Source organism: Mesorhizobium sp. M0870, from assembly GCF_040319775.1.
Taxonomy (GTDB): Bacteria; Pseudomonadota; Alphaproteobacteria; order Rhizobiales; family Rhizobiaceae; genus Mesorhizobium.
This window is the reverse complement of record NZ_JAMYOI010000013.1, coordinates 1-12,423: the sequence shown is the minus strand read 5'-3', so window position 1 is coordinate 12,423 and position 12,423 is coordinate 1. Positions and strand designations below refer to the sequence as shown.

The 12,423-nt window shown below is 62.7% G+C and carries 16 protein-coding genes and 1 pseudogene; 9 read left to right on the top strand and 8 right to left on the bottom strand.

Annotated elements, in window-relative coordinates:
- Window positions 1-75: 75 nt before the first annotated feature.
- Both NKH97_RS17125 and NKH97_RS17120 read right to left on the bottom strand, forming a co-directional pair.
- Entirely contained in the window at window positions 76-882 is an 807-nt protein-coding gene (locus NKH97_RS17125) for a class I SAM-dependent methyltransferase (RefSeq protein ID WP_023810943.1), read from the bottom strand.
- Between the two features lie 158 nt (window positions 883-1,040).
- The gene (locus tag NKH97_RS17120) at window positions 1,041-1,958 is read right to left on the bottom strand and encodes a polyprenyl synthetase family protein (RefSeq protein ID WP_352442020.1); all 918 of its coding nucleotides are present in this window, start codon (window positions 1,956-1,958) and stop codon (window positions 1,041-1,043) included.
- 78 nt (window positions 1,959-2,036) lie between these two features.
- Here NKH97_RS17120 and NKH97_RS17115 point away from each other — a divergent pair, with 78 nt between their 5' ends.
- From NKH97_RS17115 to NKH97_RS17105, 3 genes are all read left to right on the top strand, one after another.
- Entirely contained in the window at window positions 2,037-2,798 is a 762-nt protein-coding gene (locus NKH97_RS17115) for a transglycosylase domain-containing protein (protein WP_031213164.1), read from the top strand.
- Window positions 2,799-2,939: 141 nt separating this feature from the next.
- Window positions 2,940-3,122, top strand: coding sequence for a 50S ribosomal protein L32 (gene rpmF / locus NKH97_RS17110; RefSeq protein ID WP_008834724.1), 183 nt, complete (start codon window positions 2,940-2,942; stop codon window positions 3,120-3,122).
- Between the two features lie 239 nt (window positions 3,123-3,361).
- Window positions 3,362-3,763 carry a hypothetical protein gene (locus NKH97_RS17105; RefSeq protein ID WP_023810946.1) on the top strand — a complete coding sequence of 134 codons (402 nt, stop codon included), beginning with the start codon at window positions 3,362-3,364 and terminating at the stop codon, window positions 3,761-3,763.
- A 108-nt stretch (window positions 3,764-3,871) separates the two neighbouring features.
- On the opposite strand, the gene NKH97_RS17100 is transcribed toward NKH97_RS17105, so the two are convergent.
- The 3 genes from NKH97_RS17100 to NKH97_RS17090 all read right to left on the bottom strand — a co-directional run bounded on the left by NKH97_RS17100 (window position 3,872) and on the right by NKH97_RS17090 (window position 5,297).
- Window positions 3,872-4,303 (bottom strand): GlcG/HbpS family heme-binding protein, encoded by a 432-nt coding sequence (locus NKH97_RS17100; protein ID WP_023810947.1) that lies wholly within the window; start codon window positions 4,301-4,303, stop codon window positions 3,872-3,874.
- A 161-nt stretch (window positions 4,304-4,464) separates the two neighbouring features.
- Complete coding sequence (locus NKH97_RS17095) at window positions 4,465-4,698, bottom strand: hypothetical protein (protein ID WP_023810948.1); 234 nt, start codon at window positions 4,696-4,698, stop codon at window positions 4,465-4,467.
- A gap of 77 nt (window positions 4,699-4,775) precedes the next feature.
- A complete protein-coding gene (locus NKH97_RS17090) occupies window positions 4,776-5,297 on the bottom strand; it encodes a winged helix-turn-helix transcriptional regulator (protein ID WP_023810949.1) in 522 nt (173 codons plus the stop codon).
- Between the two features lie 99 nt (window positions 5,298-5,396).
- Here NKH97_RS17090 and NKH97_RS17085 point away from each other — a divergent pair, with 99 nt between their 5' ends.
- Together NKH97_RS17085 and NKH97_RS17080 are read left to right on the top strand one after the other, a co-directional pair.
- On the top strand, window positions 5,397-6,233 hold the full coding sequence (locus NKH97_RS17085) for an alpha/beta fold hydrolase (RefSeq protein ID WP_023810950.1): 837 nt from the start codon (window positions 5,397-5,399) through the stop codon (window positions 6,231-6,233).
- Window positions 6,234-6,336: 103 nt separating this feature from the next.
- The gene (locus NKH97_RS17080; RefSeq protein ID WP_023810951.1) at window positions 6,337-6,993 is read left to right on the top strand and encodes a glutathione S-transferase family protein; all 657 of its coding nucleotides are present in this window, start codon (window positions 6,337-6,339) and stop codon (window positions 6,991-6,993) included.
- Between the two features lie 84 nt (window positions 6,994-7,077).
- On the opposite strand, the gene NKH97_RS17075 is transcribed toward NKH97_RS17080, so the two are convergent.
- From NKH97_RS17075 to NKH97_RS17065, 3 genes and pseudogenes are all read right to left on the bottom strand, one after another.
- Entirely contained in the window at window positions 7,078-7,341 is a 264-nt protein-coding gene (locus NKH97_RS17075) for an ArsR/SmtB family transcription factor (protein ID WP_013529232.1), read from the bottom strand.
- 32 nt (window positions 7,342-7,373) lie between these two features.
- A pseudogene (locus NKH97_RS17070) lies at window positions 7,374-8,633 on the bottom strand (MFS transporter); the annotation flags it as partial.
- Window positions 8,634-8,710: 77 nt separating this feature from the next.
- On the bottom strand, window positions 8,711-8,905 hold the full coding sequence (locus NKH97_RS17065; RefSeq protein WP_023810953.1) for a DUF1192 domain-containing protein: 195 nt from the start codon (window positions 8,903-8,905) through the stop codon (window positions 8,711-8,713).
- A gap of 123 nt (window positions 8,906-9,028) precedes the next feature.
- Between NKH97_RS17065 and NKH97_RS17060 the strand changes: the two genes are divergently transcribed.
- The 4 genes from NKH97_RS17060 to NKH97_RS17045 all read left to right on the top strand — a co-directional run bounded on the left by NKH97_RS17060 (window position 9,029) and on the right by NKH97_RS17045 (window position 12,301).
- A complete protein-coding gene (locus NKH97_RS17060; RefSeq protein WP_032909131.1) occupies window positions 9,029-10,039 on the top strand; it encodes an NAD(P)H-quinone oxidoreductase in 1,011 nt (336 codons plus the stop codon).
- Window positions 10,040-10,232: 193 nt separating this feature from the next.
- Window positions 10,233-10,373, top strand: a complete 141-nt coding sequence (locus tag NKH97_RS17055) for a DUF1127 domain-containing protein (protein ID WP_013529236.1) — start codon at window positions 10,233-10,235, stop codon at window positions 10,371-10,373.
- Window positions 10,374-10,650: 277 nt separating this feature from the next.
- Window positions 10,651-11,298: a hypothetical protein gene (locus NKH97_RS17050; protein WP_023810956.1), complete on the top strand. Its 648-nt coding sequence runs from the start codon at window positions 10,651-10,653 to the stop codon at window positions 11,296-11,298.
- A gap of 307 nt (window positions 11,299-11,605) precedes the next feature.
- The gene (locus NKH97_RS17045) at window positions 11,606-12,301 is read left to right on the top strand and encodes a DUF1013 domain-containing protein (RefSeq protein WP_023810957.1); all 696 of its coding nucleotides are present in this window, start codon (window positions 11,606-11,608) and stop codon (window positions 12,299-12,301) included.
- Window positions 12,302-12,423: the final 122 nt, after the last annotated feature.

The following is a 12,423-nucleotide window of genomic DNA, read 5'->3' as shown; positions in this document are numbered from 1 at the left end:
ATTACGCTTCATTTACATTAAAATTTCGTTCGTGCGGGTAGGCAGGCCGTGCGAGCCGCCGGATGGACAGCACGCCTAGGCCGCTTCCACGACGAGGGCGCGGATGCGGCCACTCACCGGACCTTCCCCGAACCGTTTCCCAAGGGCATTCGCCACGTATCGCGTCGCCTCCTCCAGCGAGCCACCGCGCGCCTCGATCTCGGCCCGCAGGGGCGTGCCCTGGCAATAGGCCGCGGCCGCCTCATATGGCGAGGAAGCGGCGCTGACGGCATCCAGCGGCTCTATGGTGATGTCACGGAAGCCGGCGGCATGAAGGTCGGCGCGGATGACGTCCGCATCGTGATAGCCATGCGGCGTCCTTGCCATGAAGCGAGGCGGATCGGCCGGAAAGAAATGGCCGAGTGCCCGCGTCACTTCCTCGGCGAACTCGTTGTCTTCGATGGCACCCCAGACGTTGAACAGGAAATGCCCGCCCGGCCGCATCATCCGCCGCGCTTGCCCGTAGGCGCCCACCCGATCGGGGAAGAACATCGCGCCAAATTGGCAGACCACGGCGTCGAACCGGGCGTCCTCGAAGGGCAGTGCCTGGGCGTCGGCCTGCTGCCAGATGATACGAGGATCGTCCGACATCCGCGTGCGCGCGTGGTCGAGCATCGGCTGGTTAAGGTCGGTGGCCACGATGCGTGTTTGCGCCGGCAATCTTGCTGCCAGCGCACGCGTCACCACACCGGTGCCCGCCGCCACTTCGAGCACCGATTGCGGCCCGAGCTTCGACACTCTCTCCGCCAGATCCTGCGCATAGGGCTCGAAGATCAGCGGCACCATCGCCCGGTCGTAGACTTCGGGAATGGAACCGGTGAACAGCTTGTCGGTGGTCGACATGGCATCCCTCCAACTCTATCCGCACCGCGTGCTTGCCGTGCGGTGGCAAAGCGATGTCGATCCTCTGCCTCGGCAGGCTTCCGCTCAAGCTCTATTTCAGAACCGGCCGGCGGGGACGTGCGTGCGTCGATCAGCTCGATGTTCCGGCTGGCACAACCTCAGCTGTTACGCGCCGCCACGAACGTCGCCGCTTCCTTCAGCAATTGGGCATCGTCGCCATAGGGCTCAAGCAGTGCATGGGCCTGTTCGACGAGGCCGTGAAGCTGGCCGCGTGCCCAATTCGCACCATGCAAGGCCACCAGCGTCGCCTTGCCGGCGGCGGCGTCCTTGCCGGTCGCCTTGCCCATCTGGCTGGCATCGGCGGTCAAATCGAGCAGGTCGTCGGCAAGCTGGAAGGCAAGACCGATCGCCGAGCCGAATTCGGCCAGCCGCTCGCGGTCGTCGGCTGGTGCACCGGCAATGAGTGCGCCTGCCTCGCAAGCGAAACGGATCAGCGCGCCGGTCTTCATCGCCTGCAGCCGGATGATGCCGGTCTCGTCCGGCGGCGCCTGTTCGGCTTCGAGGTCGAGCTTCTGGCCGCCGACCATGCCACCGGCTCCGGCCGCACGGGCAAGCGCCAGCACCAGGGCTACCCGCCGTTCCGCCGGCAGGGCGGTCGCCTCGCCAGCAATGATGTCGAAGGCCAGCGTCAGCAAGGCGTCGCCGGCCAGGATAGCGGTCGCTTCGTCGAAGGCTCTGTGCACGGTCGGCTGGCCACGGCGCAGATCGTCGTCGTCCATGGCGGGCAGATCGTCGTGTATCAGCGAATAGCAATGCACGCATTCAAGGGCTGCGGCGACGCGCAATGCCGCCTCGCCATCGGCGGAAAAAAGGGCGGCACTTTCCATGACCAGGAAAGGGCGCAGGCGCTTGCCGCCGTTCAGCACGCCGTGCCGCATCGCCGCCATCAAACGCTCAGGCCGCGCGATCTCGCCCGAAAGCGCACGGTCGTCGAGCAGCCGCCGCAGCAGCACCTCGACGGCGGCTGCCCGTCTGATCAGCGCCATTTCGAACGCCATTTGGTCGTCATTCGTCATGGCCCGGACCGGTAGCCGACACTCAGACGTTGCGCAAGAAGCCAAGCGCCATTATGCCGGGGCAGGGAGAAGCACGGGTTGGGCGGCTTGGCGGAACCGATCGTCGATCATGAAACCGAAAGACTGGACATGGCGACGAGATCGCGGGGCGTAAACCGCCGTGGTCTCAAGCGCTGGGTCCGGCGCGGCATCGTCGTGGCCGCGGTGCTGGCTTTGATTCCGGTCGTGCTGACGTTTCTGTACCTGCCATTCTTCGTGCATCCTGTCTCGACGCTGATGCTGAAGGACCTGGCGACGTTCTCCGGTTACGACCGCCGCTGGGTGTCGATCGACGACGTGTCGCCGGTGCTGGCCAATTCCGTCATCATGTCGGAGGACGGGCAGTTCTGCTTTCATCGTGGCGTCGATCTCGGCGAATTGCGGGGCGTCGTCGACGATGCGCTGGCCGGCGAAGCAACGCGCGGCGCCTCGACCATCACCATGCAGACGGTCAAGAACCTGTTTCTCTGGTCGCGGCCGCTGGGCTCGGTGCGCAAGGTGGTCGAATTGCCGCTGGCCGTCTATTTCGATGCGGTGATGTCGAAACGGCGCATTATGGAAATCTACCTCAACATCGCCGAGTGGGGGCCGGGCATCTACGGCATCGAGGCTGCGGCACAGCACCATTTCGGCGTTTCGGCAAAACAGCTGTCGCGACGGCAGGCCGCCTTGCTTGCGGTCTCCTTGCCAAATCCGATTGCCCGCAATCCGGCCAAACCCGGGCCTGGCTTGAGGCGGCTCGCCAATCTGATCGAGCGGCGCGCCGGCCGCTCCGGCGCCTATGTCGGTTGCCTCCGCTAGCCGATCCAAAAAAATTCGCGCCAGTGCTGGCCAAAACGGCACAGGGCGTGTATAGGCACCCGACTTTCTCAGATTCCGGCCCCGACATGGCCCTTTCACGAGGGCGGGCGGGGCTTTTTGACCATGTAGTGGAGCATATCCATGGCCGTTCCGAAACGAAAAACCTCTCCGTCCAAGCGCGGCATGCGCCGCTCGGCCGACGCCCTCAAGGCCCCGACCTATGTCGAGGACAAGAATTCCGGCGAAATGCGCCGTCCGCACCATATCGACCTGAAGACCGGCATGTATCGCGGTCGCCAGGTGTTGACCCCCAAGGAAAGTTGAGACCAGCTTTTTCAAAGGTTTGAATTTCCAAAAGGACCGGCCGGTGGCTGGTCCTTTTGCGTTTGGGCGGGCCGGCAGCGCAGGCGTGCACCGCCGACGTTGCAAATCCTTCGGCCGGCAATCGGCTGACATGGTTGTTGCGTGCGGTCTTCGACCGTGTTCAGCGCCGATGGCGAAACATCTTGACGACGTGGCTATGGCGCATTCTACAAAGGATCGCCCCCACATGGAGACGCCAGATGTTCGGTGCCATTCCGCTGCTGATCGTGCCTTTCGTGCTCTACAACCTCGGACTGCTGGGAATTTTCGGCAGCGGTGACGATCCGTGGGCGAGCGAGGTCTTCTCCTTCAGCATGATGTCGGGCGGCGTGTTCTCGATGACGCTGGGCGACCTGATGATACTGATCGGGCTGGTCTTCCTGTTCCTCGAAATGGCGAAGTCGGTGCGCACGACCAACGCCTCGATCATGGACCATCTTCTGTCGACGCTGGTGTTCGTGGCCTTCCTGGTCGAGTTCCTGCTGGTGAAGGGCGCCGCCCATTCCGTCTTCTTCACGCTGATGGTCATCGCGCTGTTCGATGTGCTGGCCGGATTCGCGGTGTCGATGCGATCGGCCAGCCGAGACATCAATCTGAATTAGTTCCTCAGCGAAGCGATTGGCAGAAACGCGCATCGCTTCGTCATCCCAGGGCCTCCGCGACGGAGCTTCGCTCCTACTTCGCCAAGCGATGACCAAAGTGGAGAGGATTCAGCCCGGATCGGCGGTGAAGCCGGCGGCCTCGATGCCGGCGATGGCCGCGGCTTCGTCATTGTCCGACGTGTCGCCTGAGATGCCGACGGCGCCGATGATGGCTCCGGCCTTGTCGCGGATCAGCACGCCGCCGACCACCGGCAGCACGCGTCCGCCCGAGACGTCCGAGATGCCGGCGACGAGATGCGGACGCTCCTTGGCGAAGGCCTCGACTTTGCGTGAGCCCATGCCGATGGCGAGCGCACCGTAGGCCTTGCCGGCCGACATTTGCGGGCGCAGGAACGAGGCGCCGTCCTGGCGCTGGAAGGCGACCAGATGCCCGCCGGCATCAAGCACCGAAACGCCGAGCGGCTTGAGCTTGAGATCGGCGCCCTTGGCAAAGGCGGCATCGATGATTTGCCTGGCTTTTTCGAGCGGCAGTGCGGTCATGGCAGTCTCCTGTTTGAAAACGCGTCGATCATCGACCGTCGACGGGCGAGATAACATCCCCGTTTCGGTTGAAATTGCTTCGCGTGAAGGGGCGGGATGGAAGCAGCTTTCACCGATACCATCAGGACAGGCATTAGCGCTTATGGCTCAAGGGGTGGCTGCTATTTTTTCTTGGCGCGGGCCGGCTTCTTGGCGGGTGCCGCCGGCGCATTGGCTAGGTCTTCGGCTTCCTTGGCGAGACGCAGCGCCCGCAGCTTGTTGGTCTTGGCCTGGCGGGCGTCGCTCTCGGCGACGTATTCGGCCATCGCCTTCTGGCGGACGGTTGCCGCCTCTTCCTGCTTCTTGAAACGCAGGTCGGCGCGCGCGCGGGCAGCATCCCGAGAGTTTTCAACCAAGACCTTATCCAATCCCGTAAATTGTGATTTTCCGCCTCTTCTAGCAGAGTCGGCCCCAAAACGGGAAAATAAGTTAATTACGCGGCTGTGCTGGCGGCGGGGGCCTTGCTGGCAACCACGGCCTCATAGGCGGCCTGCAAGGTCGCGCGGACAGAAGGACCCGCTGCAGTATCGAGCGGCATGCCGAGATGTTCATGGCGCAACTCGTCCATGAATTTGTCCCACATCGGCTGTCCGCCCTTTTCCAGAAGTTCGGCGCGGATCGACAGTTCTTCGCTGACCGGCAGCCAGACGCGGCCCCAGGCGCCGAGATGGGCCAGGATCGGCACCAGCGTGATCGCCATTTCGGTCAGGCTGTAGATCGCCTTCTGCTTGTGCGAGGGGTCGTCGGCTTTGGTCAGCATGCCCAGCTCCATCAGCCGCTTCAGCCGGTCGGCGAGGATGTTGGAGGCGATGCCTTCCATCGATCCGTTGAGCAGCTCGCGAAAATGACGCCTGCCGCCGAAGATCATGTCGCGAAGGATGATCAGGCTCCAGCGATCGCCGAAGACTTCCAGCGACAGGTTGATCGGACACCCGGACCGGCGATCCATGCTCATGAGATTTTTCTCCAAAACCGGTTGCATTATCGTATCGGTTTTATTATCGTGCAACCGATTGCAGAATGCAATCGGTATTGCAGGAGAGGAGGCCGCACCGTGACGACGACCGAACGCCCCGAAATCATATCCGAAACCTTTGGCGATCCGGCGAACCCGCCGCTGTTGCTGATCATGGGAGCGATGGCTTCGATGCTGTGGTGGCCGGAGGCGTTCTGCCGGAAACTGGCCGGTGCCGACCTGTTCGTGATCCGCTATGACAATCGCGACACCGGCCGTTCGACCAAATACAAGCCGGGAGAGCCGCCCTACACGTTCGATGATATGGCCGACGATGCAATGCGCGTTCTCGACGACCACGGCATCGGCAAGGCGAATGTCGTCGGCATGTCGATGGGCGGCATGATCGCGCAGCTTGTGGCGTTGAAACACCCGTCCCGTGTCGCATCGCTGACCGTCATCAGCAGCTCGCCCGTGGGAACCGACACTTCGCACCTTCCGCAGACGAGCGATGCCTATATCGAGCATTCGGCCGAGGGCGCCAAAGTCGATTGGTCGGACCGTGGCCAGGTGATCGATTTCACCGTCAGGGATGCGCGGGCGATCGCCAGCATCGCACATCCATTCGACGAGGCCCGGATGCGTGCCTTTGTCGAGCAGGATCACGACCGCTCCGGCGGCTTCCTGAGCGCGACCAACCATTTCATGCTCAAGGGCGGCGACGCCTGGAAGGGCCGCCTGCACGAGATCGCGGCGCCGCTGCTGGTCATCCATGGCACGGCTGATCCGATCTTTCCGGTCGAACATGGCGAGGCGCTGGCCGAGGCGGTCACCGGCGCGAAAATTCTCCGGTTCGGAGGCGGCGGCCACGAGCTGCACCCGGACGACTGGGAGGTGATTGTCGCAGGCATCGTCGCCCAGGCCCATGTCGCTTGAAGCGGCAAGCGGGCCTTGACGGGCCATGCTTGCCGCAGTGTCTGACCCTTGATGAGCAGCACGGCACCGGCCATCGATGAACCACGAAACAGATAAGCAAAAAATGTCCCTGACGCTTCATTTCCATCCGTTGGCCTCTTTCTGCTGGAAGCCGTTGATCGCGCTGTATGAGAACGTGACGCCGTTCACGCCAGTCATCGTCGATCTTGGCGATGCTGAATCGCGCGGGGCCTTCCTGAAGATTTCGCCGGCCGGCAAGATGCCGGCGCTGCGCGACGATGCGCGCGACCGCACGGTGCTGGAATCGACCATCGTTGTCGAATATCTGGCCGCGCATTATCCGGGGCCGATCGACCTCGTTCCCGCCGACATCGACTTGGCGCTGGCCGTCCGCCAGGCCGATCGCTTCTATGATTTTTATGTGCAGGAGCCGATGCAGAAGATCGTCGGCGACCGGTTGCGGCCACAGGACAAGACCGACCCGTTCGGCGTCGAGCAGGCCCGCGACCAGTTGCGCAATTCCTACGCCATCATCGAACAAGACATGCAGTCGAAGATCTGGGCGATGGGCGACACCTTCACCATGGCCGATTGCGCGGCGTCCCCGGCGCTGTTCTATGCCAACAAGGTCGAGCCGTTCGGCGACAAATACCCGGCCGTGAAGCGCTATCACGACCGGCTGGTGCACCGGCCGGCTTTCGCCCGGGTGATCGAGGAGGCGCAGCCCTACTTCAAGTTCTTCCCCTACAATAATGGCTGATCGGGATGCTGCACGATCTCGCCCCAGACGCTCGCCGATACGGTCGGTCAACTGACCGAGCCGCTGGCAATGACACTGAGAAGCTCAGGCTTCCCAGAACTGATCGAGCCAGATGTTGAGTTTGAGGAAGCCGGTGCCGCTCACCGTATAGACGCGCCTTGTTCCTTCCGGCTTGGCGTGGACCAGGCCGGCATCGAGCAGCACTTTCAGATGCTGCGAAACGGCTGGGCGCGACACCGGCAAGCCGGCGGCCAGTTCGGTGACGGTTTTCGGGCCGCGGCGAAGTTCTTCCAGAAGATGGCGCCGGTTGGGATCGGCAATCGCCATGAAGGCGTCGGAAAACATCATGCCTGTATTAGTGCGGCAAAGCCTTTCGAATCTCAACCGTCTGCTTCTGCTTTTCTTCTGGGATCAAGCCGCAATGCTTCCGGTGTCACCGAACGGTCGGCCGGCTGCGTCTTGAAGGCGTCACGATCGCCGATCGGCACCGGAGCGCGGCGGCTGATGCGCAGCAGCGTATAGCCCGCCAGGCAAAGATGCGCGAAGGCGGTCGCCAGGAACAGGCCTTCCGGGCGCATCCAGCCCATCAGGGCGGCGGCCAGCAAGGGTCCGATCATCGTGCCGAAGCCGTAGAGCAGCAGCAGGCCGCCCGACACCTTGACGAAATCCTCCGAGCGCGCGTGGTCGTTGGCATGCGCCACGGCGATCGAATAGAGCGTGTAGGCGAAGGCGCCATAGGCTGCGGTGAAGACGATGACGAAGACGCCGGAGCGTGGCTCGAACAGGAAGATCAGGAGCGCGAACAAGGCCGCGCCGAAAGCAGCGCCCGCCAGCACGAAACGCCGGTCGGTCTTGTCGGACATGCGCCCGGCGGGAAGCTGCATGGCGGCACCGGCAACGACCACAAGGCTCATCATCAGGGCGATCTCGGCCGTGGAGATGCCGATACGGGCGCCGTAGACCGCGCCAAGCGTGCCCCAGGCCCCGTTGGCGATGCCGATCAACACGCAGGCGACCGCCGAAACCGGCGAATTGGCATAAAGGCCTTTGACGTCGAGCGAGACATCCTGCAGCGGCTGGGGGTGGGAGGCGCTCGAGACCGCGGTCGGAATGAGCGACAGGCAAAACAGGATGCCGGTGATCATGAACAGCGACGCCGATTTCACGTCGCCGCCGGCGACGATCATCTGCCCGCCCATGATCGAGGCATAAGTGACCATCATGTAGAGGCCGAAGACGGTCCCGCGGTTCTCGTTGGTGGCCTTCTCGTTCAGCCAGCTTTCGATGACCATGAAGGCACCGGCCATGGTGAAGCCTGTGAAGGCGCGCAGCAGGATCCAGACATATTCGTTGATGATCAACCCGGTGAGCAGCGCCACGATGGCGCCGGATGCGGCAAAGGCGCCAAATGCGCGCACGTGGCCTGCGCGGCGCACGATGCGCGGTGCGAAGAAGCAGCCAGTGACGAAGCCGCCGGCCCACGCCGTGCCCATCAGGCCGAGCGATGCGGTCGAGAAACCTTCCAGTTGACCGCGCAGGGGCAAGAGCAGCCCATGCAATCCAGATGCCGCCAGCAGGAAAGCGGTGCCGCGAAGCAGCGAGAGGATCGGTCTGTAGGTTGCGAACATTGTTTGATCCGGCTCAGGTTTGGCGGGGACGCTGGGTCTGAAGACAGTCGCATTCGGGCTTTTCGGCGGCGGGCTTTGCGCCCGCGCGGCTATCCGCGGCGGAACAGTGCTTCGGCCGCGGATTTGGTGGTGTCCTTGGCCTTGAGTTCGGCTTCCAGGCGGGCGATTTCGTCGCGCAGGATGCCGATCCGCTCGGTCAAGTCGCTGACGGAAAGCAGTGACAGGTCCTGCCCGATCTCGTGCGGGCGCGCCTTCTTCTTGGGTTCGTCGTCGAAGATCGCCATCGTCGCTCCTCCTCCGCCAAGACCAGATTGGCCATTTGCCTGATTTGGCAATCAGCATACATAGGGCAGGGGCGTCGATGCAAACAGCCGATCGGATAACGGCGAGGAAAGACGGGAAATCTCATGGCGAGCGGACAGAAAATTCCGGCAAGGATGACGGCCATCGCGATCTCGGAGCCGGGTGGCCCTCGGGTGCTGAAGCCGGAAACACGCGACGTGCCGCAGCCCGGGCCCGGCGAGATCCTGATCAAGGTGCATGCCGCCGGCGTCAACCGGCCCGACGTCCAGCAGCGCAAAGGCGCCTATCCGCCACCACCCGGCGCATCCGACCTGCCGGGCCTCGAGGCGTCGGGTGAAGTGGCGGCCCTTGGCGACGACATATCACGCTGGCGCATTGGCGACCGCGTCTGTGCACTGACGCCCGGCGGCGGCTATGCCGAATATGTCAAGGTCCATGCCGGCAGCGTGCTGCCGTTGCCCGCCGGCTTCACCCATACCGAAGCCGCGGCAGTGCCGGAGAATTACTTCACCGTCTGGCACAATGTGTTCGAGCGTGGCGCCCTCAAGAAAGGCGAGACGCTGCTCGTCCATGGCGGCTCGTCCGGCATCGGCACGACAGCAATCCAGCTTGCCTCGGCCTTTGGCGCCTATGTCATCACCACCGCGGGCAGCAAGGAGAAATGCGACGCCTGCCTGAAGCTCGGCGCAGACCGGGCGATCAACTATCGCGAGGAGGATTTCGTCGCCGCAGTCAAGGAGGCGACGGGGGGCAAGGGCGCCAATGTCATCCTCGACATGGTCGGCGGCGACTATGTGGGGCGCAACTACGAGGCTGCTGCGGTTGAGGGCCGGATCGTCCAGATCGCCGTGCAGGCCGGTGCTGTCGCAAGCGCGGATTTTTCGAAGATCATGGTCAAGCGGCTTACCCACACCGGGTCGACGCTGAGGCCACGCACCGTCGAGTTCAAGGCGGCGATCGCGGCGGCGCTGGAAGCGCAGGTGTGGCCGTTGCTCGGCACGCGCAAGGTTGCTCCTGTCATGGACATGATCTTCCCGCTCAGCGAAGCATGGCGGGCGCATGAGCGGATGGAAGACGGCGAACATATCGGCAAGATCGTGCTCGACGTCGGCTAGGCCGTATCGATACTCGGCCGGCCTGCAGGCCGGCCGAGCGAGGTCCGCGCCCGTGGCTGCCTACAAGATGAACAGAAGCTTAATGCTGCAATGCAGCATTTGCATCATTGCTATGCAAAATCAGCCATTCAAGTCCTCATCGATGACGCCTATTTGAGCACCATCGAAACGAACATCATTTTGGAGGACTACCATGAACCCGATCCGCGCTTTCCGTAACTGGCGTATGTACACCGAGACCGTCCGCGAACTGAACCGTCTCAACGCACGTCAACTCAGCGATCTCGGCATCAACCGCGCCGACATCGAAAAGATCGCCCGCAGGGCCATCTGAATTCGAGCATGGTTCGCTGTAGGGTGGCTCACCGTTTCACGGAAACGCTGAACCGCTCTAGCTCCTGCCGATGCGACTCCGGACGGAAAACCGTTTCACGCTTTTCCCGGAATTGCTCTAAGGAGCGGACCTTGCCGTAGAAGCAAGAGCCGGAGCTGACGGTTTTGCCGTCGCCGGTTCCGAGCCCGCTGGACCCCGTCCGGCGGGTTTTGTCTTTTTGGGGCCATCAACCGCATGCGCTCGACAGCAATCTGAGGTTGACCTTCAACGGCCGCCCTTGCGCAAGGGAGGCCGCCAGCCGCGCCTCTGCGGGGTCGATCGAGAAACCTACTTCGACAAGTGGTTCAACTACAATGGACGGTGGACGCTCACCCAACTCTACGATCATGCCGTGACCGATCCGGTACCGCTCTCAATGGATTTCGTCAGTGCCAACAATCTGGACCCATACGATTCTGATGGCCTGCGCGCCACGAGCGAGACCGGCATCTGGTTCACCTATGTGCCGGACATGGACGGCTACGTAACGGTTTTCTGGCTATCGGACCGCGTAACCTATCGCCTGTTCAGACAATACCATCCGCGCGATGCGGACGGCTGGGCGAATGGTTGGCTCTCGGTGGAAGGGGTTGTCGGCATCTGGACGAACAATTCATTCGCAGGTCGCGACTACGTCGAAATTTCGAGCAGCAACGGCAATGCGCACGACACGCTACAAGCGAGCGGGGTCCTTTTCATTCACAACAGTACATACCCCGTCCAGGCAGGAAAACCGGTCCATGTGCTGATCGGAACGCGGTCGAAAATCTTTAGTGTTTGCGACGGAACGGGCATCAACTTGGGGGCCGGCGTTGTCGCGCGAATTGATCACCCCATTTCCATCTTCACGCGAGCGGGGCTGGAGCCATATTCGCCGTTCTACTGAACCTGGATGACAACTGGGCCGCTACCGTTTCGAGGCATTCGACCTCGGGTAAGGTGGAGCTGTCGGGCCGATACCGACAGGCCGGAAAGCCGACGCGCGATTTTTTGCGCCATCCGTCGAACAAGGGACGGCCGCGCTCCGGGCGATCTGACGGTCTTGGGAGCGCGCAGCGCACGCGGTGCGGTCTTGGCTCCAAAAACGTTGCGAAACGACCCGAGAGCGGTTATACAGACCGCGAATTTCCCATTTTGGTGGCTCTAAACCACCGCCCGCGCGGGAACGCGGGCGAACGAGAAGGATTTGTAAAATGGCCAATACGCTGCTGATGCCCAAGGCGACCGCTGTCTGGCTGGTCGACAATACCGCACTTTCCTTCGAGCAGATCGCGCAGTTCTGCGGGCTGCACCCGCTCGAGGTCAAGGCAATCGCCGACGGTGAATCGGCGCAAGGCATCAAGGGCATGGACCCGATCATGACCGGACAGCTGACCCGCGACGAGATCGCCCGTGCCGAGAAGGACCCGAACCAGCGCCTGAAGCTTTCGGACCCCAAGGTCCGGGTGCCCGAATCCAAGCGCAAGGGGCCGCGCTACACGCCGCTGTCGAAGCGCCAGGACCGGCCGAACGCGATTCTGTGGCTGGTGCGCAACCATCCCGAGCTCAAGGACGCGCAGATCTCGCGCCTCGTCGGCACCACCAAGTCGACGATCGAACAGATCCGTGAGCGCAAGCACTGGAATTCGGCCAATCTGCAGCCGATGGATCCTGTCACGTTGGGCCTCGCCTCGCAGATCGACCTCGACATGGAAGTCAATCGCGCCTCGCGCGGCCGCGAACAGGCGCAGCCGGTCGGCGACACGCTGCTGCCGGCGGCCTTGACCGAGCGGCTGGTGCCGGCTCCCGAGAAGCCCAAGGACGAGGATGCCGAACTCGACGCCAACGCCGTGTTCGCCAAGCTTTCGGCCTTGAAGTCGAAGAACACGGACAATGACGACGACGAGTGAGGTTGTCTGACATTCTAATAAAAGCCCGCTTCGAGCGTAATGCAGTTCACTTAAGTTGGGCTGGATGAGGATCTGGTAAGACCTATCGAACAGGATGGAGATTCGTTTCCATCCTGTTCGTG